19 protein-coding genes, 1 tRNA gene and 2 pseudogenes are annotated in these 24,951 nt (G+C 65.7%); 12 read left to right on the top strand and 10 right to left on the bottom strand.

Going from position 1 to position 24,951, the window contains the following annotated elements; genetic code table 11:
* Positions 1-180: 180 nt before the first annotated feature.
* From NZU74_15990 to NZU74_15980, 3 genes are all read right to left on the bottom strand, one after another.
* Complete coding sequence (locus tag NZU74_15990) at positions 181-1,725, bottom strand: DUF2079 domain-containing protein (protein MCS6882835.1); 1,545 nt, start codon at positions 1,723-1,725, stop codon at positions 181-183.
* 144 nt (positions 1,726-1,869) lie between these two features.
* On the bottom strand, positions 1,870-4,281 hold the full coding sequence (locus NZU74_15985) for a hypothetical protein (protein MCS6882834.1): 2,412 nt from the start codon (positions 4,279-4,281) through the stop codon (positions 1,870-1,872).
* A gap of 632 nt (positions 4,282-4,913) precedes the next feature.
* Positions 4,914-5,972: a lysophospholipase gene (locus NZU74_15980; GenBank protein ID MCS6882833.1), complete on the bottom strand. Its 1,059-nt coding sequence runs from the start codon at positions 5,970-5,972 to the stop codon at positions 4,914-4,916.
* Between the two features lie 712 nt (positions 5,973-6,684).
* On the opposite strand from NZU74_15980, the gene NZU74_15975 reads away from it, so the two are divergent.
* The 5 genes from NZU74_15975 (at position 6,685) to mnmE (ending at position 12,136) form a co-directional block, all read left to right on the top strand.
* Positions 6,685-8,826 carry a PAS domain S-box protein gene (locus NZU74_15975; GenBank protein ID MCS6882832.1) on the top strand — a complete coding sequence of 714 codons (2,142 nt, stop codon included), beginning with the start codon at positions 6,685-6,687 and terminating at the stop codon, positions 8,824-8,826.
* Entirely contained in the window at positions 8,823-9,560 is a 738-nt protein-coding gene (locus NZU74_15970) for a response regulator transcription factor (GenBank protein ID MCS6882831.1), read from the top strand. The genes NZU74_15975 and NZU74_15970 overlap by 4 nt, the downstream gene beginning before the upstream one ends.
* A gap of 149 nt (positions 9,561-9,709) precedes the next feature.
* Positions 9,710-10,036, top strand: a complete 327-nt coding sequence (locus tag NZU74_15965) for a PAS domain-containing protein (protein ID MCS6882830.1) — start codon at positions 9,710-9,712, stop codon at positions 10,034-10,036.
* Between the two features lie 166 nt (positions 10,037-10,202).
* The gene (locus tag NZU74_15960; GenBank protein MCS6882829.1) at positions 10,203-10,592 is read left to right on the top strand and encodes an isoamylase early set domain-containing protein; all 390 of its coding nucleotides are present in this window, start codon (positions 10,203-10,205) and stop codon (positions 10,590-10,592) included.
* Between the two features lie 170 nt (positions 10,593-10,762).
* Positions 10,763-12,136, top strand: a complete 1,374-nt coding sequence (gene mnmE, locus NZU74_15955; GenBank protein ID MCS6882828.1) for a tRNA uridine-5-carboxymethylaminomethyl(34) synthesis GTPase MnmE — start codon at positions 10,763-10,765, stop codon at positions 12,134-12,136.
* A gap of 137 nt (positions 12,137-12,273) precedes the next feature.
* Here mnmE and NZU74_15950 read toward each other — a convergent pair whose 3' ends face one another.
* The 4 genes from NZU74_15950 to NZU74_15935 all read right to left on the bottom strand — a co-directional run bounded on the left by NZU74_15950 (position 12,274) and on the right by NZU74_15935 (position 16,612).
* Entirely contained in the window at positions 12,274-13,011 is a 738-nt protein-coding gene (locus NZU74_15950) for an alpha/beta fold hydrolase (GenBank protein MCS6882827.1), read from the bottom strand.
* A 464-nt stretch (positions 13,012-13,475) separates the two neighbouring features.
* A complete protein-coding gene (locus NZU74_15945) occupies positions 13,476-13,757 on the bottom strand; it encodes a 4a-hydroxytetrahydrobiopterin dehydratase (protein MCS6882826.1) in 282 nt (93 codons plus the stop codon).
* A 386-nt stretch (positions 13,758-14,143) separates the two neighbouring features.
* Positions 14,144-15,979 (bottom strand): S8 family serine peptidase, encoded by a 1,836-nt coding sequence (locus tag NZU74_15940; GenBank protein MCS6882825.1) that lies wholly within the window; start codon positions 15,977-15,979, stop codon positions 14,144-14,146.
* 186 nt (positions 15,980-16,165) lie between these two features.
* Positions 16,166-16,612 carry a hypothetical protein gene (locus NZU74_15935; protein ID MCS6882824.1) on the bottom strand — a complete coding sequence of 149 codons (447 nt, stop codon included), beginning with the start codon at positions 16,610-16,612 and terminating at the stop codon, positions 16,166-16,168.
* 260 nt (positions 16,613-16,872) lie between these two features.
* Between NZU74_15935 and NZU74_15930 the strand changes: the two genes are divergently transcribed.
* Positions 16,873-16,947 (top strand) — tRNA-Lys (locus NZU74_15930).
* A 1,044-nt stretch (positions 16,948-17,991) separates the two neighbouring features.
* Here NZU74_15930 and NZU74_15925 read toward each other — a convergent pair.
* From NZU74_15925 to NZU74_15915, 3 genes are all read right to left on the bottom strand, one after another.
* Positions 17,992-18,216, bottom strand: a complete 225-nt coding sequence (locus tag NZU74_15925; GenBank protein ID MCS6882823.1) for a hypothetical protein — start codon at positions 18,214-18,216, stop codon at positions 17,992-17,994.
* Between the two features lie 346 nt (positions 18,217-18,562).
* A complete protein-coding gene (locus NZU74_15920) occupies positions 18,563-18,784 on the bottom strand; it encodes a hypothetical protein (protein MCS6882822.1) in 222 nt (73 codons plus the stop codon).
* Between the two features lie 283 nt (positions 18,785-19,067).
* Positions 19,068-19,502: a MarR family transcriptional regulator gene (locus NZU74_15915; GenBank protein MCS6882821.1), complete on the bottom strand. Its 435-nt coding sequence runs from the start codon at positions 19,500-19,502 to the stop codon at positions 19,068-19,070.
* Between the two features lie 438 nt (positions 19,503-19,940).
* Here NZU74_15915 and NZU74_15910 point away from each other — a divergent pair.
* The 6 genes and pseudogenes from NZU74_15910 (at position 19,941) to NZU74_15885 (ending at position 24,894) form a co-directional block, all read left to right on the top strand.
* Positions 19,941-20,102, top strand: a pseudogene (locus NZU74_15910) (hypothetical protein).
* Between the two features lie 338 nt (positions 20,103-20,440).
* Positions 20,441-21,181 carry a hypothetical protein gene (locus tag NZU74_15905; protein ID MCS6882820.1) on the top strand — a complete coding sequence of 247 codons (741 nt, stop codon included), beginning with the start codon at positions 20,441-20,443 and terminating at the stop codon, positions 21,179-21,181.
* A 300-nt stretch (positions 21,182-21,481) separates the two neighbouring features.
* Positions 21,482-21,769 (top strand): annotated as a pseudogene (locus NZU74_15900) (DNA alkylation repair protein).
* Between the two features lie 41 nt (positions 21,770-21,810).
* Positions 21,811-21,960: a tetratricopeptide repeat protein gene (locus NZU74_15895; GenBank protein ID MCS6882819.1), complete on the top strand. Its 150-nt coding sequence runs from the start codon at positions 21,811-21,813 to the stop codon at positions 21,958-21,960.
* Positions 21,961-21,963: 3 nt separating this feature from the next.
* Positions 21,964-23,715: a CHAT domain-containing protein gene (locus NZU74_15890; GenBank protein ID MCS6882818.1), complete on the top strand. Its 1,752-nt coding sequence runs from the start codon at positions 21,964-21,966 to the stop codon at positions 23,713-23,715.
* A gap of 867 nt (positions 23,716-24,582) precedes the next feature.
* On the top strand, positions 24,583-24,894 hold the full coding sequence (locus NZU74_15885) for a hypothetical protein (GenBank protein ID MCS6882817.1): 312 nt from the start codon (positions 24,583-24,585) through the stop codon (positions 24,892-24,894).
* Positions 24,895-24,951 lie beyond the last annotated feature (57 nt).

The raw sequence follows: 24,951 nt of genomic DNA, 5'->3' as shown, positions 1-24,951 counted from the left end.
GATGGGCTTGCCACCATCCACCTCCCCGGACCCACCACACCTATCACCAACCAAAAATCCAAAATCTATAGCGTTTCTCGAAAAGATTGACCTGCAATGACGGTGGCGCGAGTGCAGCGAGCCACACCGCTCAGTGTCCTCAGTGGCTCAAGCATTCCGGTCAGTGCTCTAAAATCGCCCTCACTTCTTCCTCAACAACAGCAGATCATCCTCCTCATGCACCACCGTCCACGCCGGATCGGCGCGCAGGCGCGCTACGATGTCGTTGCCCCGCGCGGCTTCGGCGCGCAGGCCGCTGGCCCGCAGGTCAATGAAGGCGTACTCGGCCTCGTCCACCTGGTGGTGCATCTTGCCGCCGGGGATGAAGTAGATCGCCTCGCGCGGCAGCAGATGGGGGGCCAGGAACGACGTTGCCGCCACAACTGCATCGGGAGGGATCATAGCCTTCATCCGCTCCATCAGCGCCACCCGCTCCGGGCGCTCCGGGTTGCGCAGGGCCGAAATGACCGGGTTCTTCAGCGGCAGGTTCACCAGCGCCACCAGCGCGACCAGAGCCGCCAGGGCGACCGCCCCCGCCCAGAACGGATTGGCCAGGCGCCCACGGGTGCGCTCCCACAGCCACGCCGCCCCGTAGATCGCCGCGATCACCATGCCCGGAATGGCCAGAATCTGGTACTGCTCGGTGATCACGTACTGATAGACCCGGTTGGAGAGCAGGTTGATCGCCAGGATCGGCGCGGCCAGCAGCAGTTCGCGCGGGGCGAACAGCGGCAGGAAGAGCAGCCCGGCACACATTAGCGCCAGGTAGACCAGCTTCGGCGGCTGGATCATGAACAGGAAGACCTCGACCGGGTGGGTCAGGATGTTCTTCACAATCGCCGGCAGGCTGCCGCCCAGGTGCAGGTAGTAACAGGCCTGCGGGCTGACCCCGCAGGGCCACATCTCGTTGTAATCGCGGTTCAGGTCAAAGGGAACCTCGACCCGTACCGGCTGGAACTCCGGGCTGTAGAAGCGCGGCGTGATGTAGGTGATCGCCACGTAGAAGTAGACCAGGCTGACAATCACCGGCACGACGCTGTAGGCCCAGGGCAGGCGTCGCAAGGCGGCGTAGATCCCGAAGGCGGTCACTACGAGCGCCGCGTCAGTGCGCGAGAGCATGGCCAGGCCCAGCAGCGCCAGGCAGGGCCAGAGCCGCCGCTGCTCCAGGAACCAGAAGGCCCAGAACAAGGCGGCCAGCCCGGGGATGCGCGGCTGGAACGGCGCGGCCATGGCCATGAACTGCGTCGTGGGGTAGAGCAGGTAGAGCGCCGCGAAACCCACCCCGGCCCAGGGATGCCCCAGCCGGTCACGGGCGATCAGGTAGACCGGGATGGCCGCCGAGGCCAGCAGCAGCGTCTGCACCACCACCAGGGTGTAGGCCGAGGGGACCAGGGCGTAAAACGGGATGGCCGGGAGAAAGCCCAGGGCCACATCCAGCCCCATGAACGTATCGGTAAAATTGTAGCGCGAGACTAGCAGAAAACGCCCCTGGAGCGTGCCCCAGATCGGCATGTGAAAGTCCACCATGTCGAAGCCGTGACCCCAGTAAGCGTACTTGTAGGACCCCGCGCCAATGATTAGCGCGCTGAACGCCAGCAGCAGCGCTGCCAGCGCCCGCCGGGGGCCGAGCCACGCCGGTAGAACCGAGGTGCGCGCTGCGACGGGAAGAGTCTGGTCGCGTAGCATCAGCAACTATCTCAACACGATTGCAAGCGGGTCTGGGAAACCCGCTTTCCCCCCGTCCCTGTTCCTCCACCGATAACGAAATCAGACCCTTCACTCATGGCCTCACCCCATACAAAATCCAAAATCCAAAATCTCAAATCCAAATCAGCCTACCACCGGCGACGTGGCGATCCGCAGCACCCACTGGTCCAGCGCGGCGTAGAGGGTGTAGAGCAGCACGGCGATCACCACCCAGCGCCCCCATGCCCACCGTTCCCAGATCCGGTCAGCATAGATCGCCCAGCAGACGCACATCACCGGGAGCATATAGAACAGTTGCTTGTCCACCATCGAGATGCGGTAGCCGGCGAACATGAACAGGGTCGCCACGCTCAGCCAGGCGGCGAAGAGCAGCCAGGGCAACGGCGCGCGGCGCAGGGCGAAGAACCCCGGAATGGTGAACAGCATGGGGACGGCAATGCCGTAGTAGAGGTAATCGCCCGGCCAGATGCGGTAATCGAGGTGGGGCACGTAGCTCCACATGTATTGCCCGAAGGGCGGCCGCACCACCCCCACGCTCTCCGGCCCCTGGGTAAAGACGGTCTTCATATACGGCACGGTCTGGGCGATGATCAGCGGGATGTACTGACCGTAGTAAATTACCACCGCCAGGGCCATCGCCACCCCCGCGGCGATCCAGAGGGGTATAAGTTGCGTGCGGAGGGCGGCCCAGGCCCCGCCCCGCAGCCCGTTCAACCACACCAGCAGCGTCAGGATGACCAGGAACAGGCCCATAAACACCCCGGTGACCGTGTACATCAGAAAGGTGATTAACAGCAGCACCGAGAGCGTCACCATGACCCGCCGCTCGCCCAGTCGCTCCCACCAGACAAAGATGATCGTGTTGCACACCAGGGTCAGCCACAGGCCGAAGGTGGTGGGGATGTTGCCCCAGGAGTGCAGCAGGAAGGCCACAGGCAGCGCCGCATAGGTCGCCCCGGCGATCAGCGCGCCGCGGCGGGTCAGACCTGCCTTGAGGGCGATGAGGGCGATCAGGACGATGCGCGTGCTGTCAATCAGGATGCTGAACATGTTCGCCGCCATGTCCATTGACATCGGGGTAAAGGCGAAGACGGTGGCGAACATGTGGAACCACGGCGAGTAGGGAATGACCGGACGGTTCTCGCCCCACTCGGCGGTGGGCATGGTGGTCTCGTTGAGCGGGCTGCTGGTGCCGTAGAGTAGCGGCAGGCGCCCCTCGAGGATCCACTGGGCGCGGGTCATGTGCCAGTTGACATCAATGGCCACAAAGAAGGGGTGCAGCGCGCCAATGGCCTTGAGCCAGTAGCTGACCATCACGAACAGCAGCAGCAGGCTGAGGAAGCTCCGCCCGGAGACGGCGTCGGCGGCGGGCGTATTGAGCGGGAACCCTGCCGCGCGGAAGAGCCAGGCCGTCAGCGGGCGCAGGGCCAGCGCGAGGGCCACGCTCCACAGGGCCAGCCACGCCAGCCGCGGCAGCATGAAGCTGCTCGGGAAGCGGTGGGCCATCAGCGCCCAGGCTCCCAGCAACGCGGCCAGGCCCACGCCCAGGGCCGCCCAGAGGTACGGAGGCGCGCGCCGCCGGCCTTCGGGCCTCCCGCCGACAATGAGGTGCAGGGTCGCGAAGGCCCCCAGCACCGTGACCAGGGCCAGTCCCAGGCCCCCAAGGGGCGGCACGACCGTGGCAAGCCCGGCGTTGCCCGCCGGGGCCACCGTGACCTGCGACACCAGCACCCCCAGCGGGCGCGGGTCGGCATAGGTATTGGAGCGCAGTGTGATTTCCAGTGTACCGTCGCGGACCAGGCTCGCCGGCGCCAGCAGGTGCACCCGGCGCGGCGCGGGGCTATCGGGCAAGCGCGCCAGGAGCGTGTCGTTGACGAACACCTCCGCGTTCACCGGCTGCCCGTCGGGGTGGGCCGTCACCATCGCCAGATCCAGCGTCCAGGCCCCCCGGCCCAGGTTGGGCAGCGTAATGCTGGCCTCCTCGCCGGACCAGCGGTAGGTCCGCGCGGGCGCCAGTTCCACCTCGCCGACGAGACCGGGCGGCGGGTCGGGGTCGCCTACCAGCGGCCCCACCAGGCTGAAGTTCAGCGTTTCGGCGACGCCCAGTGGCGCCGGTACTTTGGCGATAATGAAATCCGGGCCGCGGCGGGGCATATCCACGCGTTCGCCGTTCACCGCCACCGCCGCCTGGCGCAGCGCCTCGAGCGGCTGGCCCGGCGCGGCCCGCAGGGTGGCGATCCAGACCCCCTCGCGATGCCCCGGCACGCTCAACACGCGCGCGTCGGGCGGCCAGGCCACCTGCTCTGGCGTGCCAATAGCGTCAATCTCGCGCCCGTGGAAGCCGCGCAGAAACACCGCGTCGTGATCGCCGCCGAGATCAATGCGCACCACTGGACGAGCGGCGTAGGCCACGGTCAGCGCCAGCGAGGTCAGCAACGCCAGCCACAGATAGGGCCGCAGATCGCCGATGCGCGGTATGGTCAGGGCGGAGCCATGCTCCCGCGAGAGGGCCTCACCCGGAGCGGAACTGGTCATGGGTCTCCTCTACGTGATGTGGAGGTGTGGAGGGGTGGAGGTGTAGAGATGGAGAAACGCCGTCCAAATGCCCGCCACATTCAGGATGGAAAGGAGAATCGCCTCCACGCCTTCTCACCTCTCGCCTGCTGCTTTGTTCGCCGGATTGTACCAGAAGGACCGCGAATACGCACACGTGCGACGGAGCAACATCGCCTTTCTCCGAGCTTATTATTCTGTGAACAAAGGTTTTCGCTCAACCTCCACCCCCTCACCAACCCTTCTCAGGTGTAGGGTTTTCTGGCGCATGCTCGCGTCGCATGCGCCATTCGAGGCATTGGGACGCCCAACTCCCCCGCTCCCGCGAGCGGGAGCGGGGGGCGGGGGGTGAGGATCGCAAGCGCATTGGAATGCCGAAAACCCCTGCTCGCTCGACAAACCCTACACCTGAGAACCCCCCAAACCTCCCGCGCCGGAGGAGAGCATCCGGCTCCTCCCCCAGTTGGGGGAAGGCTGGGAGTCGGGCGGAAATGCCAGGAAACTCACTTTACAGACTGCTAACCAGCGCAGCGCATCATCACCATATCGCATTCTGACACCCACGTTGGCAATCCAAAAATCCGAAATCCAAAATCCCAAAATCCGAAATCGCGCTACGCCAGCCGCGCGGCAAACCACGCCCCAGTGCGCCGGAGGGTCTCCAGTTCAATCGCCAGCGAGACGTGACTGGCTCCGCGTACCACATGGAACTCGCCCCATCCCGCCGTGGCCGCGCGCATCGCTTCGGCGGCGCCCGCCGGGAGCACCGCATCGCGCCCGGCGTAGATCAGCAGCAGCGGCGGGCGCTCTGCTCGCGCCGCGATGCGACGCAGACTTCCCTGCGCGTCGAGAGCGTCGAAGAGGTCCCAGGTGCCGATGCGCGCGCGGATGCCGCTGGTTTGCCAGGCGCGCGCGACGTGGTAGGGCGAGCCGTCGCGGAAGAGGTGCAACAGTTGCGGTCGCGCCAGGCGCAGGGCCTCAACGATCTGCGCGCGCCGATATTCCTGCATGCTCATCCGCAAACGCGGCGGCGTCGCCCAGAGGGCCAGTGCGTCGCACGGCGCGCCCTCGGCCACCGCGCGCGCCGTCACCGCCCCGCCGAGGCTCATGCCCAGCAACCCCACGCGCGGGTACCGCTCCCGCAGCCAGCGCGCCGGTCCCGCCACGCTCTCGATGATCTCCGGGAAGGACTGCGGGCGCGGACTTTCACCGTGGCCGTCCAGGTCAATCAGCAACGTCGCCAGCCCCTGCCCGGTCAACTCCTCGACCAGCCGCCACGCATAGAAAGTCTTGTCACAGCCCGAGCCATGGGCGACGCACACCGCCCCCCTGGCGCCCGCCGAAGGCACGATGTGCAACGCTGGCACCGGCCCGTGAGCCGCCGGCACATCCAGGCGCGTTACGTTGTAGCCGGGATGCGCTCCGGGCAGCAGGGCGCGTTTCGGATCGAGCCGCCGCCGCCGCAGTGTCGCCAGGCCCGCCTGGAGGGCCAATCCTGGCAGGAGGGTGAGCGCGAGCGCCCGAGGTCCCGGTCGCCCGGCAAGCCCCGACAGCGCCAGGAATGGCGCCCCGACGCCGCCGCTCCAGCTCAGTCCCCGCAGGCCGGCTACGCTTGCCAGCCCTTCGAAGACTCCCAACCATACTCCCAGCGCATTCAGGCAGGATAAGCGCATTGCGGTGTCTTGCGGCGCAGATTGCAAGTGTGACGTATGTTCCTTCAACCACCGGCACATTGCCATCGCAACGTCCGCGTCCGACACCCCGAACAGGCGGCGACCGTGGCGGCCCCGCCCGACCCCGGCAGCAGGGTCAGGGTCGCGCGGGTATCGTGCAGGACGTTGCGTGGCACTCGCGGATCGCGGCAGGCATGGAACAGACGCCTCATTATGTTATACTACGGCAGTAAACCCTGATGTGAACACAGGCCGTGCATGGAGGATTTCAGACGGCTGCGCCCTCCCGAGAAAACACTCTACCATCCCGCCGTTGCGCGGCGAAGCCGTATCGACTGAGCGGTCCATGAACAAAGTTTCTCGGCAACCGCTTGCCCACCTTCCGAAGCCTCCCCCGCCGGGAGAGGGAGTGCGGCTCCTTCCCCCGGTGGTTTAGGGGCGGACAGAACACCCGAGCGAACACCGCCGCTACCGCATTGGGACGGCTCCGAGCACGGCTCTGGCCTCCCCTCTCCCGCATGCGGGAGAGGGGCAGGGGGTAAGGGTGAAACAGCGCATCCCAACGCCATGAATCACAGCTACGCTCATGCGTTCTGTCCGCCCTTAAACCCCGGCGGAGGGAGGCTGGGATGGGGGTGGAAGGGCAAAGAAACTTTGTTCACCGACTACTGAGCCTCCTCTCAGACGCTGTTTGACAGCCCGGAACGAACCTATGTCTCTTCGCACCCGCCGGCGCGCGACGCCGCGACATACGTTGCAACGCCTGCGCCATACCAGCCGGCTTTACGCCGTGTTGAGCCACGTTGGCGAGGCGGTGTTCCACGCCTCTGGACGGGACGAGTTGTTTGGGATGGTCTGCCGGATTGCCGTTGAGCAGGGCGCCTTTCCGCTGGTCTGGGTTGGGATAGCCGACCCGGTCACGGGAGAGGTCAGACCGGTAGCCGCCGCCGGTCCAGCCGCGGCCTACCTCACCGAGGTCAGGATTACCGTTCGCCCCGAACCGGAAGGACAGGGACCGACGGGAACGGCGATTCGCGAGGGGCGTCCGGTCATCAACAATGATTTTACTGCCACGCCTTACACCCGGCCCTGGCACGGCGCGGCCCGCCGCTTCGAGTTGCGGGCCTCGGCGGCTTTTCCTCTGGTGGTCCACGGTGAGGCGCTGGGCGCCCTCAATCTCTACGCCAGCCGGCCCGGATTCTTCGATGTTCACGAGGTGGCCCTGCTGGAGCGGGTCGCCGGCGCGATCGCCTTTGCTCTGGAAAAACTTGCCGACGAGGAGCAGCGTCGGCTGGCCGAGCAGGCCCTGCGCGAGAGTGAGGCTCGCTATCGCCGGCTAACCGAGCAAGCCACCGATCTGATCTATCGCATTCGTCTGCGCCCCTCCTCCGCCTTCGAGTACGTCAACTCCGCCGCCGCCACCCTCACCGGCTACACGCCCGAGGATCACTACGCCGACCCCGAGCTGGGCCTGAAGCTGGTGCATCCCGATGATCGGCCGCTCCTCCTGCGTCTCACACAGGATCTGGCGCTGCTGGCCGAGCCGATCGAGTTGCGCTGGATCCGCCGTGATGGCAGCCTGCTCTGGGTTGAACAGCGCAATGTACCGATCCTCGATGATGCGGGCAATCTGGTGGCGATCGAAGGCATCGCGCGTGACATTACCGACCGCAAACTGGCCGAACAGGCGCTGCGCGAAGAACGCGCCCTGCTCGAAGCCCGGGTTGCCGAACGCACCCGCGAGTTGCAACTGGAGCGCGACCGCACCCGCGCTATCCTCGAGTCGCTGGGCGAGGCGGTGATGGTCTTTGATACCGATGGCAACCTGACCTACCTCAATCCAGCCGCCGCGCGTCTGACCGGCGCGAACCCCGAGGCCCCCGGACGCTGGTGGGACCAGCAGCCGGGTGAGGGCAAGCTACTGCTCGCCGAGTTGCGCGCCGCCGCCCGTAACCGACGCGCCTGGCAGGGCGAGCTGCCCTTCCGGCGCGCCGATGGCGCCCTGTACGACGCCGCGGTCACGGTGACGCCCCTGTTCGCACCCGATGACTTCGAGCAAGTGATCGGCTTCGTTAGCGTGCACCGCGACATCACGGCGCTGAAGAACGCCGAGCGGATGAAGGACCAGTTTGTATCGAATGTCTCACACGAACTGCGTTCGCCCACCTCGCTGATCACCATGCTCGCCGGCAATCTGGAGATGCTCTACCACCGGCTCGACGACGCGCGCCGCCTGGAGGTGATCGGCGAGATCCGCAAACATGCCCGCCACCTGAGCGACCTGATCGGCGGCGTGCTCGAAATCTCGCGGATCGACAGCGATCAGATCGCCACCGACCGCCAGGCGCTCAATATCGCGGAACTGGTCCTGCAGGAAGTGTCGCACCTGGCGCCGATCGCCGGGCGCAAGACGCTGCGCCTGGACGCCGACGTGCCCGAGAGGCTGCCGGTTACTGGCCATGCTGGCCAGATCCGGCAGGTGCTGCGGAACCTGCTCACCAACGCCATCAAGTATACGCCTGATGGCGGGCGCATCACCGTCACGGGACGCGCCTTCAGCGGTCCAGCCTCAGGCAATGAAACCTGCTGGCCGGGCGCCGCCAGGCTGCCGGAGGGCCGCTGGGCGGCTATCGCCGTGACCGACACCGGGATCGGCATCGGCGCTGAGGACCTTCCGCACATCTTCGAGCGTTTCTACCGCGTCCGCTCGCAGAGTGAGATCCCCGGCACCGGCCTCGGCCTGCCCATCGCCGCCGAACTGGTCAGGCGCCACGGGGGCATCCTGGAGGTTAGCTCCACCCTCGGCCAGGGGAGCACCTTCGCCGTCTACCTGCCGATGACGGAGGCAGCATGATGAACGCGCCAGCCCGCGTCCTCGTGGTTGACGACCAGATTGATCATCTCAATGCGGTCGAGATGCTCCTGACCGGCTTCGGCTACCAGGTCGTGCTGTGCGCCAGCGGCACGGAAGCCCTGGCCCGTCTCGAAAGCGAGCCGGTTGACCTGATCCTGGCCGACGTAGCAATGCCGCAACTGAACGGCTACCAGTTGCTCGAAGCCGTGCGCCGTCAACCTCGCTGGGCCCACATTCCCTTTGTCTTTCTCACCGCCCGGGCCCTCGACAGTGATGTGCGCTACGGCAAGGCGCTCGGCGCCGACGACTATTTGACCAAGCCGGTGCAGCCCGAGGATCTGCTGGCGGTAGTGGAGGGCAAACTGCGGCGCCACAATCAACTGGCGGAGGCCGTGGCCATAGCCAGGCCCGCTGTGCCTTATGAAGAGATCCGCGTGGGCCGAATCCGCATTGATGCCGGCCATCACCGAGCCTGGCTCGATGGCGAGCCATTGACCCTCTCGGTTAAGGAATTCGCCCTGCTGGCGGAACTGGCCCGCCGGGTCGGCGAAGTCCTGCCTGCTACAGCCCTGGTGCTGGTCACCCATGGCCTGCGCACCGACGACGCCGACGAGGCCCGCGAGCTGATCCGCCCCCTTATTCGCTCTCTCCGCCGCAAGCTCGGCGATGCGACTGATGAACCGGGAGCGATTGAGACCGTGCGCGGTCTCGGTTACCGTATGCGCGAAGCCTGAAGGCGCACGAAACTTCCCGCCATTTCCCCGCAACTTTTCATTGAGTCCCCGCCAGCGCCGGGTAGCATAATCGTGGGGGCGTTTGCCAGCGCGTTCGTCTGGCAGCGTCGCGCGATCAATTCTGTGCGTGCGAAAAGTGACGGAACCCTGTGCAAGCTCCAGATCTCGGAGTAACACCCCTGCTGCGCGCGATCCTGGCGATTGACGGCAGCTTTGTCCCCTCTGGCGAGGGGTGGAACCATCTCCTCGGCTGGCGACCGGGCGAACTGGCAAACAGCACCTTCATCGAGCGCGTACATCCTGATGACCAGGAGGCGGTGATCGCCGTCATTCACGCCGTCTACGCCGCCGGTGCAGCAGCTGAATTGTCTTGCCGCTATGCCCGCAAAGACGGCAGCTACCTCCGGATCTCCTGGCAGGCGGCGCCGCGTCCGGGCGGCATCGAACTTGAGTTGACCGGAAGTCCCGTTACGTAGGGTTTTCGCCCCGCCAATTCCCCGCCAGCCTCCCGCCAATGTTCACTGACATCCGCTCGCCTTCCTGCTACGATTGCATCATCAAGATCAACGCTGATCTTCACCTGGCCGGAACAGCGACTTTCCGGCCTTACAGGAGCACACAGGTCGCGCGGAGAACAAAGCTATGGTGACCCAGGAAGATGTGCCGACCCAGCCTGGCAAGGTCCGCGTTACCTTTTCGCTGCCCGCCTCGATCTGGGCGGATAGCGTGAAACTTGCCGGTGATTTTAACGATTGGGACGCCGCCCCGATGCTTCTGCGCCGCGATGAGAGCGGCTGGAGTATTACCCTGCTCCTGGAGCAGAATCGCCCCTATGCCTACTGGTACCTGGTAGACCAGGAGCGCGTGAGTGACTGGAACGCCGATGGGTACGTCATCGGCAGCGATGGCGCCTGTCGTTCAGTGGTGATCCCGCGCCCCGCCTCCCGGCGCGGAGGTTTGGAGGGCCCGCGGCTCTCCACGAACCCGCTGCTTCCCACCTATGGCGTCCAGGAGGCCCGCAGGCCCCTGTGAGATTTCCCTTCTGGCACGGCGCGGCAAAACCGTGCCGTGCCGGAAAGGGGCTGTCGAATGAGCCGCGCCCCTCCAGGCCTCCCCGATACAGAAAAGCACTGCCAGAAACTGCTACAATAGAGGCAGGCGCCCGATAGGGCGCGTGGATTCGGGTCGAGAGCCTGCCAGCGGTGTACGACGACACCATCGCCGCCATTGCAACTCCGCCCGGCGAAGGCGGGGTAGGGATCGTGCGCATCAGCGGGCGCGAGGCCTGCGCCATCGCCGGGCGGATCTTTCGCCCGATCCGGCCGGGTCCCCTCCGCCCGTATCGTCTGCGCTACGGCCACGTGGTCGATCCCGCTACCGGCGCCATCGTTGACGAGGTGCTGGTGGCCTTTATGCGCGCGCCGCACAGCTTCACCCGCGAGGACGTGGTGGAGATCTCCTGCCACGGGGGGCCGCAGCCGCTCCAGAGCACCCTGGCGCTGGTTCTGGCCGCGGGGGCGCGCCTGGCCCGCCCTGGCGAGTTCACTCTGCGCGCTTTTCTCAACGGGCGGATCGATCTCTCGCAGGCCGAGGCCACCCTCGACGTGATCCGCGCCCGCACCGCCGCCGGGCTGGCTCTGGCCCAGGCCCAGTTAGGGGGCTGGCTCGCCCGCGAGGTGCGCGGCGTCCGCGCGGCCCTGCTGGAGTGTCTGGCCTACGTTACCGTGGTGGTGGATTTTCCCGAAGACGAGGTTGAACCGCAGGACCTCGGCCCATCCCTGCGCGCCAGTCTGGCCACCGTGGAGCGTCTGCTGGCCGGAGCCGAGCAGGGCATCATCTACCGCCAGGGGGCGCGGGTGGCCATCGTAGGCCGGCCCAATGTCGGCAAGTCCAGCCTGCTCAACGCCCTGCTGCGCGCCGACCGGGCCATCGTCACGCCCGTTCCCGGCACCACCCGCGACACGCTGGAAGAGACGGCCAACCTGGAAGGCATTCCGGTGACCTTGGTGGACACCGCAGGCATCCATGAGAGCGCCGACCCGGTCGAGCGACTGGGCATCGAGCGGGCGCGAGCGGCCCTTGACAGCGCCGACCTGGCGCTGCTGGTGCTCGACGCGGCGCAGCCCCTCACTTCGGGCGACGCCGAGATCGCCGGACTTACCGTGGAGAAACCGACCATCCTGGTGTGGAACAAGATTGACGCTCGCTCCGCGGCGGATGGTTCACCCGAGACGCCATTCGCCCATCCGCGGCTGCTAGGCAGCGTTGCCACCTCGGCGCGCACCGGCGCAGGCATTGCGGACCTGGCCCGGGCCGTGGCCGCCGCGCTCCTGGGCAGCGTGCCGCCCGCCGCCGCCGAGGCCCGCCTGGTCAGCAACCCGCGTCACCGCGACGCCCTGCGTCGCGCCGAAGAGCACCTCCGCGCCGCCCTGGAGGGGTGGGAAGCCGGGCATCCCACCGATCTCATCGGCGGCGACCTGACCGCGGCCCTCAACGCCCTCGGCGAGATTACCGGCGAGACCGTGGGCGATGACCTGCTCGATGTGATTTTTTCGCGGTTCTGTATTGGGAAGTGATCTTTGATGTGAATACGGGGCAACCGGGTTGCCCCGCGCCCCTGCCGGTTGGGGCGCCAGGCGGCCCCAGCGCCGCTTGGAGGAGGGCGGGGCAATCCGGTTTCCGCGCGTCCCCGCCGCTGGCGCGCCAGCGGCCCCTACAGGCGTTCCAGCCACGTGAGGAGCGCCGCGGCGGTGGCCGCGGGGGCCTCGAGCATTGGCATGTGCCCGACGCCCGGCAGCATGACCAGGTCGGCGTCGAGCAGGGACTGCAACTCGCGGGCCAGCTTCGGGGGCGTCATCCGGTCGGCCTCGCCGCAGATCACCAGCGCGGGGAGGCGCAGCGTCCCCAGGCGCGGGCGCGCGTCCCAGCCATCGCAGGCGGCGAAATCGCCCTGCAGCACCGCCGGGTCGCACTGCCGGAACTCGGCGGCCGCCGGGGCGCGCAGGTGCGCCGCTGCTCCGGGGTAGATCAACTGGACCAGCAATTCAATGGCCGCGTCGGGATAAGTGGCAAGCCCCTGGAGCAACTCCGGGGCCACCCGCAGGCGGGCGCTGGCGCCGATCAGCGCCAGGCCGCGCACCCGATCCGGCGCGGCCAGGGCCGCCTCGAGGGCCGCCGCGGCGCCCATCGAGTGACCGGCGAGCACGGCCCGGTCAAGGCCCAGCGCATCAAGCAGGCGCAGGGCGACCCCGGCATACCCGGCGATGGTGGTATACCCCGGCGGCGCCGAGCGCCCGTGGCCGGGCAGATCCGGGGCGATCAGCCGCGCCGTGGCGCCCAGGGGGGCGAACAATTCGCCCCAGTGGCGGTGCGTGCCCCCGGCCCCGTGGAGCAAGATGACCGGCGTTCCTTGCCCGCGTTGGGCGTAAAAGATCCCGTCAATTTCGGCCATTGCGCGTAATCCTGCGGCGCGTCCCGGCGTGAAGGAGATGGGGAAACCAGGGTTCCCCACGCCCCTGCCGCCGGGGGCGTCTGGCGGCCTCGTCGTTGCCTGCAGGAGGGTGGGTGACCCAGGGTTCCCCATGTTCTCAGGTGTAGGGTTTTCCGGCGCATGCTCGCGTCGCATGCGCCATCCGGGGCATTGGGACGCCCAACTCCCCCTCTCCCGCGCGCGGGAGCGGGGGGCGGAGGGGTGAGGATCGTAAGCGCATTGGAACGCCGAAAACCCCTTCTCCCTCGAAAAACCCTACACCTGAGAAGGCTCCCCATGCCCCTACCGTCAGGGATGCCTGGCGGCCCCAGCGTCGCCTGGAGGAGGGTAGGGAACCCGGTGTTCCCCACGCCTCTGCCTGATGGGAAGGTCCCGAAGGGCGAAGCCCGCCCACGCCACCTCCTGCTGCGACGGCGCTCTACTTCCTACCCCATCGCCTCATCGGCGGCAGCGGCCAGTTGGAAATCCTTCTCCGTCAACCCGCCGGCATCGTGGGTGGTCAACGCCAGCGTCACTTTGTTGTAGCGGATATCCACATCGGGATGATGGCCGGCGGCCTCGGCCAGAAAGCCAACCTCAACCACGAAGGCAATCGCTGCCGGGAAGGTCGGCAGTTTGTAGGTCTTCACGATCTTCTCGCCACGGCGCGTCCAGCCACTCAGCCCCTCCAGTCGCGCCGTAATCTCCTCCTCACTGAGCCGGGCCATGCCTCACTCCTTCTAGATGCCAGCCACTCGCGCGGCCGCGCCGCGCATCACCAACGTGAACGCGGGGAAAGGGGGCTTCCCGGCGCCCTGGCCCACCACGGTGCCAGGAAGCCCCGCCACCGGTTGGAAGGCGAGGAAACCAGGTTTCCCCATACCCCCGCCTGACGGTTGGGAGGGCTTCGCTCGCTGCGGCCCTCCCACCAACTGAACTTGCCGGTATGTAGAGAGTATACACGACCTGGCGAAAGATGATGCGACCAATCTGGCGGGTGTGCGGCGGAACATGGCATCGCCGCTGGCATACGGGCGTGGTGAAATCCGCCCCGCACATCGGGAAACGTCGCCCGGCGGGTGGTCGTAGAGACCACCCGCCGGGCCGTCTCTACCTACCGTTGCAACCTTGGCAGGTAGACCTCGAGGGAAGGCGGCGGCGCTGTGTTGCTCGGATCGCCCAGCCAGAGACGCCCGTGACCAAAGCGCGTATCCCGGCCAGGCGGCCCCATATCAATCGCCCGGCTGGTCAGAAAGTAGGCGACCTGCGCGGGAGTATAGCCAGACAGGGCGCCGCGCACCAGCGCGGCGGCCCCGGCGACGTGCGGCGTGGCCGACGACGTGCCATTGAACTGCTGGCCCGGGGTTGTGCCGTAGGCGCGAGTGTCAACATTGGCAAACGCCGCCAGATCCGGCTTGAGCAGGCCGCCATTCAGCGTGCCGCCCGGGCCGTTGGTCGGCCCTTCCGAGCTGTACGGCTCCTGGGGGAAGGGATTGCGCGCATCCAGCGCGGCCACGGTGATCGCCCCGGGCGAGTCGGCGAGATCGCTCAGGCTCCGCGCGGGAACGTTCAGGCGCAGGGCGGGAACGTTAGCTACAAACAGGTTGAAGTTCACATCCGCGCGGGTGGCCCGGTAACGTTGAATGACCACGCCGTAGGCGGTTGCGGCGCCCGAGGTTTGCGCAACCGCGAACTCGGTTGGCCGCTGGTTCGCGCCGCCATTTTGAAAGCTGTCGCCTCCAGTGCTGACGCGCTGCCAGGCGCTACCGTTCCAGCGCACGATCGCCAGGTCATAATCCTGGTTCACTGGCGGGGCCCAGTTATCCCAGCGGAGAAAGGCCCTCAAAGCGTAGCCGGAAGGGATCGCCGCACACTCGCCACCTGGTTGAGGGGCAATGCAGTTGATCTCGACGCCGGAGGCAAATTCGTGCGCGCCATCGGAGTCCGCATCAGCAAAGGTTCCACCCCAGTGCTCCAGGCGCTGATTGCCGGCGGCGGTCACCCAGACGATGCCGGCACTGCGCGCCCGCGCCACCTCGCTGGCCAGAAAGCCCGTGCCATCGCCTGGCCCCAGGTTGTAGAAGCCGATCGAGGAAGAGATCACCTGGATGCCGTTCTGAATGGCATAAGTCACCGCGCGTTGCAAATCCAGAGCCGTGGCAATGCGCAGCAGGTACAGGCTCGACTGCGGGGCCATGTCGTAGATGATCTCGGCGCAGGCGGTGCCGTGGGGGGTGCCGCCGCCGATATCGCCGGTCGAGGCGAAGTTCTGCGCCACTACGCTGGCGGGCAGATCGGTGCCAAGCAGGGTGGTATAGCCTTGAAAGCCGCCATCAATCACCGCAATGCGCACCCCGGCGCCGCGAAAGCCAGCGTTGTGCCAGGCAGCGGCATTCGTGTGAGTCACGCCCACGGTCGTCCGCGCCCCGGCCTGCAGTTCACCAAAGGTCGTCAGGTAATCGGGGCGACGCACGTAGGCGATAGCCGGATCGGCGGCCAGGGCGCGCAGGGCGCCGACCGGCGCCAGGGCCTGGATCTGGGTGTTATCCATGCTGGTATAGACCACCCGCCCGCCAACGGCCTGGATCGCCTGCTGAGCGGCGGCGACGTTCGCCGCGTCTACTTCGGCTACGACTTCGACCAGGTCGCCGTCAACCTTCAGCCCGGCGGCCTCGGCCATGCTCGCCAGAGCCGCGCCGGTGGCGCCCGCGTCGGCGAGCGTCGCCAGCGCCGAGTCAAGGTTCGGATCGCGAGCCGACCTGGCATCCGGTTCCTCAGCCGGGTCGAAGCTGAAATGATCGGGGATAATAGTCGCCAGCGTGGTGGTATCAAGCGAAACGGGCGGCTGGCTCCCCTGGGCCAGAAGCTGGCTCGCCAGCGTCAGCACAGGCACAAAGACCGCCAGCAGCCTGACTGCTCTTCTTCCGGTCCCCCCCAGCAAGCGTGCCATTACCGTTCCTCCTTTTCCAGGACATACTTGCTCAGGAATAGCGTAAAGCCCGCAGCAGACCGCAGCGGGAAACCCGGGTTATCCAGGACCCGCCACCAGGGGCGTGTCGCAGCACAACCCGCAGGTGGACGCAAAGAGAATCAGATATTCCTCGTTTTTCTGCCAGATGGGATGAGATGAAGCAGCTTACGGACGTGTTGGAGCAGCCATATCGGGAGGACGCACAGCAGCAACGTTCGGATCATTCGCCAGACGGCAAAGTTCGCTCAGGGGTACAAGCGCCTGCGCCAACTGATCGGTCTGGGCGGTAAGGGTTGCGTCATACTGGTCAAAATCCACCGAGGCGGTAACAGTAACAAAGACGAGCACCCGGCCCTGATCATAGGGGATATTCGATGCAGCGGCGACGGCTGCGGGATCGTTTGCCGTGGTGAGGGCGTAGAGGACCGGATCTAGCCGCGGACAGGCCGACGGCCCGCCTTTGTCCGTATCGCCTGTGGCGCCGCCCGGCGGTATCGTCGGCGTGACCGGCGAAGCTGTCGGCGCTGGCGCGCCACCTTGCGGGACCCTGCCACACCCGGTGAACGCAAAGACGCTCATCAAGATTAAAGCGGCCAGTAATAACAGGCGCATGATTAAGGTAGTTTTAAATCCAGGTAAATATCGTAATTATTCATCGAATGCTAGGCCATTATATTGCGAATGAAGATGGGTGTCAATAGCATCATAAGGAGTGTGTGTTCAGACTTACCGCAGAGCAGGCAGGGGCGCTCGGAGAATTGGCTTTTTACAACCCTCGGCGCTCTCTGCAGCGAGTACATATGCGGTAAACGTGCACCCACTTTCCAGGCAATTGCTTTGACGCCGCAGCGTCCCTGAGCTATAATGCCAGTGGGCCGGTAGCTCAGGGGTAGAGCACCTGACTTTTAATCAGAGGGTCGTGGGTTCGATTCCCACCCGGCTCACCAGCTTTTCAGGCTTTCTGATGCGGCGCGGAGATCGTCAAGGTCACCGCGCCGCATTGCCATGGAGCCATCTTTGTAGCCAGGCTCGCTGGACGGTCAGGGGCGAGCGTGGACGACAATGAAGAGGGGGGATTAGTCAGCTCTCAGGCGTAGGGTTTTTTGGCCCATCCTCGCGTCGCATTCGCCATCCGGGGCATTGGGACGCCCAACTCCCTCTCTCTCCCTGAGCGTTTAGGGGCAGACAGAACGCATGAGCGCAGATGTGATTCATGGCGTTGGGATGAGCCGTTTCACTCTAACCCCCTGCCCCCCTCTCCCGCGCGCGGGAGAGGGGCGGCCAGCGCCGTGCTCGGGGCCGTCCCAATGTGGTAGCGGCGATGTTCGCTCGGGTGTTCTGTCCGCCCTTAAACCGCTGGAGGAGGGAGTCCGGCGCCTCCCCCAACGGGTTCTCATGTGTAGAGTTTTCCGGCGCATCCTCGCGTCGCATCCCCCATTTGGGGCACAGAGACGCCAAATTCCCCCTCTCTCTGAGCGGGAGAAGGGGGCGAGGGGTGAGGATCGTAAGCGCATTGGAATGCCAAAAACCCCTTCTCACTTTAAGAGCGGCGCCTCTCCCCGTTGGTGGGAGGTTGGGGGGAGGAGCCGGACTCCCTCCCCCAGCGGGGGAGGGTTGGGGAGGGGGCGGAGTTACCGAAAAACTTAGTTCACAGAGCACTGATGAACGTTAAGAACATATTCCGGTATCGCCGAACGCTGCGGGCTAAAGCCCTGCCTGAGGTCACGAAAGCCCCTGCGGGGCTTCCAGGTCCTGAGCGAGGGCTTTAGCCCGCAGCGCGTGATGCTGCCAGAGGGATGATGGTGATATATCGGATTCCTTTCTTAATCTTCATAAGCCCTCGCTGAGCGCGTGAAAACTCCGCAGGGGTTTGTGCCTGATCTGCGCAAGGGCGGTACGTGCGCAGATGGACGGTGGAGCGCGCCGGGGAACGGCAAGGATGAGCCGTATACGTCAATTCAAAATCCAAAATCCAAAATCCAAAATGGATATCACTCCCAGCACCGCCCCGTCTTCACGATCGCCGGCGCCAGCGCCGCCACCGCCGGTTGCCCGCGGCGCTCGCCGAGCGCCACGATCCGCGGCGCCGGCGCGGTGAGATCGCGCAGCAGCGCCGGGCGACCGCGGCGGGCGAGGCGGCGCGGCGTCTCGGCGAAGCGATTCGGTGGCTTCGCCAGATGCTGCGGCGAGGCGCGGGGCGAGGGCGGCGAGCTCATTGGCGCGGTTCCTTGGACCCGCGCATACCCTCGGACCACGGCGAGGAAGGTGAAGCCAGCGAGCATGGCCGATAGCCGCCTACCCCGAGCAAAGAAGAAAGACTCAACGATGCCGCGCGGCGTCTGGGCGCCTGACCCCGACAGAGGGGCGTGAAGGTTCCGGAGGCGGTCAAGCGGCGCACCGAAGCTCGGCTGCGCGACGTCGCCGCGGCGGAGTTCGCCGGGCGCTATACGCGCCTGGACGTTCGCTTCCGCGGCGTGTTCTGCTACGTGGACGCCTATACCGAACCTGAGCCGCCAATCGTGGTCCTCAATCCGCCGGATTCGGCGATCGTCCCGAACAGCATCAGTCGTGGGCCTCGGGGTTCTCCTCTGGCTGGCCGCTGGTGCGACGGGGCGCCAGTTGCACCGAGGTCATCATCAGCACCGGCTCACCGCCCTGATTGATCGTGGTCGTCCGCAGCTTGACGACGCCTCGCTCCGGTCGGCTCGCCGAGAACTGCACCGTAAGCACCTCGACGACAGCGGAGAGCGTATCGCCGGGGAACACGGCCCGCGGCCAGCGCAAATCAGTAATGCCGAGCCGACCAGGCCGCCAGCGAGTTGCAGCTCGCTTGTGACCAGCAGGCGCATTGTGAGTGCAGCCGTATGCCAGCCGCTGGCCACGAGGCCGCCGAACACGCTTGTTTTTGCGGCAACGGGATCGAGATGAAAGGGCTGGGGGTCGAATTGCGCCGCGAATGCCGTAATCGCTGCGGTGTCGACGGTGAGCGTTCCCGTGCGAAAGATGGCGCCGGGAACCAGATCTTCAAGGAAAAAGGGTGGGGGTGTCATTGAACCTCCATTGCTCATTAGCGCGTTGGTAATGGATAAGCGCTGATAAGACCACGCAACAGCGCGCGCAGGCGGGCGCTCTCTGCCGCGCCAAGGATTGCGTCGAGCTCGGCGTTAAATGCAGCAATGGCCTCCTGCAAAGGCGCCTGAAGCTCAGCGCCACGGATGGTGAGGGCAACCAGGCTCTCTCGGCGATCCGTGGGGTCGGGGCTGCGTTCCACGAGACCGAGGTGGGCGAGGCGGTCGATCAACCCGGTGATGCTGGCGCTGTCCAGGCGCAGGCGGGCGCCCAGGGCCGCACCGCTTTGCGGGCCGTGTTCCCACAGCACGTGCAGCAGGGCGTACTGGGTGGGGGTCACCCCAAAGGACTCCAGGCGCGTCCGGGCCACGCTGTTGACGTGCTGATAGGCCTTGGCCAGCAAGAAGATCAGGCACTCCTCAAGCGCAATCACAGCGGCTCCTTCTGCACAGGCGACAACGGCGAGAATGATAGAATATAAGTATCTTGTATACAAGCTATTTCAAGCGGACGCATATATTCGCCTGACTCTTCCGTATCCCTTTGAGACCCTGACGGACAAGCTGCTGCGCCTTCGGGGTCGTGCGTTTCTTGCTCGTTGTCGCCGATCGGCTACGTCGCTCCGTGACGCGGTCCTGCCGCCGTACCCACTGGAACCGCTGCGGGCGAGTCGTCGTTCCCTGCCTTACGGTCCCCCAACAGCGCGCCAGGCTCGGCGCGTGGCGCATGCCAACGGCGCGACGAGCACGGCTCGGGTCTGCGGCCAGGGCGTCAGTGAGCGCACGATCCGCCGCGACCGGCCGTTCCGCTGCGGGACGGCCCACCGTGAGGCGCTCAAGCTTAACGCGGCGCTGATCACGCGCGCAACCACCCGTCCGGCTCGGTCGACGCCTCCCCCGAGGACATCCTCGTGACCTGGCATATCGTCGCGGCCGGCAAGCTGCTGGATGGGGAGATCCTGGATAATCTGATCCTGTTAAAAGGGCGCCGGGTCAGCCTGCGCGAGAAGGATTTGGGTTTCAGCAACGCCTGAACACGTACACCGCTGCGGCGGCCTGCGGGCTGCTGCGGCGGGGTTGTTTTGCATTACCCGGATCGTTACACAGGCATGTTATCATCCTCGCAGAACCTCGCGCTCATGCTCTATTTTGCTACAATGACCACTTTCCGTTACGCTCGACAATCAGCGTGTGGGCATTCGTGAATGGAAGGCCGGACCAAACTGGTCGCAGGACTTCCACAACAGCGTCTATGCGAAGGGAGAAGCTTCACTCGTATCTGGTCACACTTGGGGTAACAAGTAGAGCCTGAGAGCGAGAGTCTCCCGCCCTCATCAGGATTCGAGGGCAAGATGCCCTCGCTCCCAGGAGGGTGCGCGCGCTGGCGATCAGCACGCGCACCCTCCTGCCCGACTACTGCCCGCCCGCCCTTGCCCCGCTCGTCCGCCAACTAGGGGAGACACCCTATCCGGCACTGATCTTCGACGACTTCTGGTTCGACCACGCGATCAACGGGACGCTCTGCAATGTGTTCGATATCCAGCGTACACCCATCGCGGGCACGACCCGGCTGCGCCTGCCCGATCTCTTCTACCAGCGCTGGGAGATGTGGCACAGCATCGGCATCAAGATCCCGCGCGACTCACCGCTGCGCCAGGGCTACGCGCTCAGTCACGCCTTCTTCCTGCCGCTGACGCTGCAGGCCTTCTTCGAGGACCCGCGCATCGCTCCCCACCTCTTCGGCGCGCCGATGCGCGCGCTGCTCGCCCGCCTGGGCGACTCCGCCGACCGCGAGCGCTACCACGCCTTTGGCCGCGCCTGGTACCAGGTGACGGCGCTGATCACGCCGGACGCCTCGGCCGATCTGCTGTGCATCATCACCTACCGCGGGCAGTCGCTCCCCTTCAAGCTGACCATCCCGAGCCAGGTGCAGTTGCGCCAGCCCGGCGGCTACACCACCACTTACGCCCTGGCCGTCTGGCTACCCGACAGCGACCATACGGCGCGCGTAGTCGGCGATCTGCGCGACCCGGCGATCTACTATTCCGCCGACCACGACGCGGCGCGCCAGTTCTACCTCAGCGACTGGCTGTCCACTGCGGCGGCACCTTGATAATAGCTCGCCGGCGGTCAACGCGGCCGTGAGCTTGCTCCCGCTAGAGGCACCGGAGTAGCAGCGATACCCGTTTCAGCGCATGACGAAGGGCCAGTGCCGAATGGCGCTGGCCCTTCGCGTTGCTCCTTCTGAGATAACAGGCGACGGTCTGACTATCCCTTATTTACTCTAACATACGCCGTTTCCTCACAGTAACCACCCGAGGCTGACCATACGACCTCCGGATGTTTTCTGTAGGCAGAGGATGCGGCAGTTTACCCGCTCCGTAGCGAGCGGACGGAAGGGTTCGTCAAGCGAGCCGGCTTTGTCCTGATGGCGCAGGTGGCCGGCAAGGACAAAAGCGCCCCCGCTGAACTGCTCCGCCGCTACCTCGCCCGCGGTGAACAGAAGGCGCACGATGAGCGCAATTTCGTGAAGAAGGCCGTGAACTGGGCCATCCGCAAGATTGGCCGGCGCCGCGCCGCGCTGAATGCGGCGGCCATCGCCGTCGCCAAGCGCCTCCCGACGTCCGACTCCCACACGGCTTGCTGGGTCGGGAGCGGTACCGTGCGCGAGTTAACGAGCGCGAAGATCGCCCAGTACTAGTTTTCGGTGCAAAAATCGCTTCACACTAGGCTTTTTGCGCGGTGTTCCGCGCCCAGGGGCAGTACGCCCAGGCGCTGGATTATCTCCAGCAGGCGCTGGCGATAGTGCGAGAGGTCGGCGACCGCGCGGGCGAGGGCGCCACCCTCAACAACCTCGGCGGGGTGTTCGAAGCCCAGGGGCAGTACGCCTAGGCGCTGGATTATCTCCAGCAGGCGCTGGAGATAGTGCGGGAGGTCGGCGACCGCGCGGGCGAGGGCGCCACCCTCAACAACCTCGGCGTGATTTTCGAAGCCCAGGGGCGGGACGCCCAGGCGCTCGACCACTACCAGCAAGCGATTACGGCGCTCGAAACCCTTCGCACCAATGCCCGCCTCGAGGAGTTCAAAACCAGTCTCGCATCTCAGAATGCTCCCGTCTACCAGCGCGCGATTGACCTCAGCGTCCGGCTTGGCAAGCAGGAGGAGGCCTTTGCGCTGAGCGAACGGGCCCGGGCGCGCACCTTTCTCGACCAGCTCGGCAACGCTCCCCTGGCCGTTCCGACCGGAAGCGCCCCGCAGCTCATCGCCCAGGAACAACGCCTGCGCCAGCAGCTCGCCGCCCTCGAACAGAGCCTGCGCGAGGCGGCCGCGCATCGGGTTGCGCCAGGCGCCCCCGACCCGCTCCCCGACCTCATTGCTCAGCGTGATGCCTTGCAACAGGAGTACACCGCCCTGCTCACGCAACTGCGGCTCAGCAATCCCGAGTACGCCTCTCTGGTCAGCATCGAGCCGCTGAGCCTCCCCCAGGTGCAGGCCTTGCTCGATGCCGATACCACCCTGCTCGCCTACTTCGTCACCGAGCAGGTAACGCTGGCTTTTGTCATCACCCGCGCCACCTTCAGCACCGTCAAACTGCCGGTCAGCGCGGAGGAACTGCGTAACGCCATCGTGGCCTTTCGCAGCTTCGACACCCTGGACGACCCGCGGCCGGCGGAGCTCGACCGGCTGGCTGACTGGTTGCTTGACCCTCTCGCGGATCAGCTCACCACCCCCGTCGTCGGCATCGTTCCGCACGAGGCGTTGCACTACCTGCCCTTCGCCGCGCTGCCGCTGGGTGAACGGCTCTTCGGCGAGGCGCACACCCTCTTCCATGTGCCCAGCGCCAGCGTGTTGCCCTTCATTCTGGCCAAACGCAAGGGCGAAGCGAGCAGGCTGCTCGCCCTTGCCCAGGGCCAACTCCCCGGCCTACCCCCCCTGCCATATGTTGACGCCGAGGTGACAGCGATCAAGCGACTGTATCCGACCGACGCCTTCACCGGCCCCGCGGCTACCGAGCAGGCGCTCCGCGACCACGCCGCCGGGGCAGGCATGGTGCACCTGGCCGCCCACGGTGAACTGAACACTGTCGCACCACTCTTCTCGCGCATTCTGCTGGCCCCGGGCGGCGAGGCCGACGGGGCGCTGGAGGTGCACGAGGTGTATGGCCTGGCCCTGGAGAAGGCTAACCTGGTGGTGCTCAGCGCCTGCCAGACCCAGCTCGGCGCGCATAGCCGGGGGGACGACCTGGTAGGGCTGAACCGGGCCTTCATCTATGCCGGCGCCCCGACGGTGGTGGCCAGCCTGTGGAACGTCAACGACGAGGCGACCAGCAAACTGATGACCGCCTTTTACCAGGAGTTGCGAGCGGGCAAAGGCAAAGCAGAGGCGCTCCAGGCAGCCCAGGCGACCCTGCGGGCGGATGCGCGCTATGCCCACCCTTACTACTGGGCCGGCTTTGTGCTGACCGGCGACCCCGGTCCGGTGACGGCTCCGGCAATGACCACGCCTATACGCCCCAACTGGAGGGGATGGCCATGGTGGCTCATACTGCCGGTCATACTGCTGGTACTCATAATAGTTGCGCTATGGTGGGGGCTCAAACCGAGGCAGACGGTTAGCGGCAAACCCGCCTCGGAGGGCGACCAGTAGCCAGCGGGCCATAGCAGGGTAGCTCGCCCGGCGCCAGGATCGCGGGGGCTTCCCCCTTCGACTCCTACCTGCAACCGTCACTACGATGAGGCCATTCACGGCGACACCCGCGCCGGGAACAAGGGAAAAAGGTGCGTGTCCACACTTCTCCTGGGAGCGAGGGCAAGATGCCCTCGAATCCTGACGAGGGCGGGACGCCCTCGCTCCCAGGTCCGCGGGGTTGCCCCGACTCTGAACACGTACGGAAAACGAAGGAAGTGCTGCCATCGCGAAAACCGTCGCGCCGGCGGGGCGAACACACCCGGCGCCTGCCAGTTGCCGGGGCCCAACGCCAGCGAGGTGGAGCGAGCCGCATACCGCCCGTGTAGCCAGACTGCAGCCAGGCGCGTGGAAACAGACGGATGGCGCGGAAGCGGTGGTGCAATCGCCGAGCGGCGCCGGGCGACCGATTGCCCGCTGCGCCCGCTGAGCCGCGTCGCTCCGCGCTGGCGGCGTCTGCCGTTATACGCCAGGACATCAGTAAGACTGAATCATTTAAGTGTTAATTTAGCAACTTTACCTGTATGAAATACTTGGCATATAAAGAAAAGAAAAAAGTGTCGTTTTCTTACCTATTTAGTATGGCTATGGGCTTGTCCAGAAGTTGCCTTACGGGATGATCAGGACATCCTGTTGGCACATAGACTTCTCAGAGAAGTATACTCAAGCAGGGACGTAAAAAAACAGTTGCTGAATTTCTCTATCAGGCGATCGGTGGCGGATCCACCATCCGGGCGCGCCAAGATCTGACCTCAGCGCGTTTATTGAATCAAAACGCCCATCCTGTTTGCAGGCTTTCAACGACGAACGCTCATCAAGGAGGGAGCCATGCGTCTAAGCAGATTGAGCCTGGTCAGTTTGATCTTCCTGATCCTCGGCGCGCTCCTCATTCCGGGCAACGGCGCCGTGAGCGCCCAGGACTCCGAGCGCTGCTTTCCGGAAACCGGGCACTGCATCAGCGGGCCCATCCGGCAATTCTGGGAGCGCAACGGCGGGCTGGCCGTCTTCGGCTTCCCGCTCGGGCCGCAACAAGAAGAGTTCATCGAGGGCAAACGCATTCAGGCGCAATGGTTCGAACGCAACCGGATCGAGCTACACCCGGAGAATCAGCCGCCATACAATGTTCTCCTGGACGGCTGAGCGAAGATCGTCTCGGGATGGATCAGCGCGACTGGCGTAGCTTTCCTGCCAGCAGTC

Source organism: Chloroflexaceae bacterium, from assembly GCA_025057155.1.
In the GTDB taxonomy this organism is placed as follows: Bacteria; Chloroflexota; Chloroflexia; order Chloroflexales; family Chloroflexaceae; genus JACAEO01.
Note: the sequence above shows the minus strand (reverse complement) of the source record. Positions and strands in the feature narration are given on the sequence as shown.

Coding starts and splice junctions, on each gene's coding strand:
- NZU74_15980 (MCS6882833.1), bottom strand. CDS start 5,972: ATGCGCTTATCCTGCCTGAATGCGCTGGGAGTATGGTTGGGAGTCTTC.
- NZU74_15885 (MCS6882817.1), top strand. CDS start 24,583: ATGCGTCTAAGCAGATTGAGCCTGGTCAGTTTGATCTTCCTGATCCTC.
- NZU74_15985 (MCS6882834.1), bottom strand. CDS start 4,281: ATGACCAGTTCCGCTCCGGGTGAGGCCCTCTCGCGGGAGCATGGCTCC.
- NZU74_15970 (MCS6882831.1), top strand. CDS start 8,823: ATGATGAACGCGCCAGCCCGCGTCCTCGTGGTTGACGACCAGATTGAT.
- NZU74_15945 (MCS6882826.1), bottom strand. CDS start 13,757: ATGGCCCGGCTCAGTGAGGAGGAGATTACGGCGCGACTGGAGGGGCTG.
- NZU74_15990 (MCS6882835.1), bottom strand. CDS start 1,725: ATGCTACGCGACCAGACTCTTCCCGTCGCAGCGCGCACCTCGGTTCTA.
- NZU74_15940 (MCS6882825.1), bottom strand. CDS start 15,979: ATGGCACGCTTGCTGGGGGGGACCGGAAGAAGAGCAGTCAGGCTGCTG.
- NZU74_15935 (MCS6882824.1), bottom strand. CDS start 16,612: ATGCGCCTGTTATTACTGGCCGCTTTAATCTTGATGAGCGTCTTTGCG.
- NZU74_15950 (MCS6882827.1), bottom strand. CDS start 13,011: ATGGCCGAAATTGACGGGATCTTTTACGCCCAACGCGGGCAAGGAACG.
- NZU74_15975 (MCS6882832.1), top strand. CDS start 6,685: ATGTCTCTTCGCACCCGCCGGCGCGCGACGCCGCGACATACGTTGCAA.
- NZU74_15960 (MCS6882829.1), top strand. CDS start 10,203: ATGGTGACCCAGGAAGATGTGCCGACCCAGCCTGGCAAGGTCCGCGTT.
- NZU74_15925 (MCS6882823.1), bottom strand. CDS start 18,216: ATGAGCTCGCCGCCCTCGCCCCGCGCCTCGCCGCAGCATCTGGCGAAG.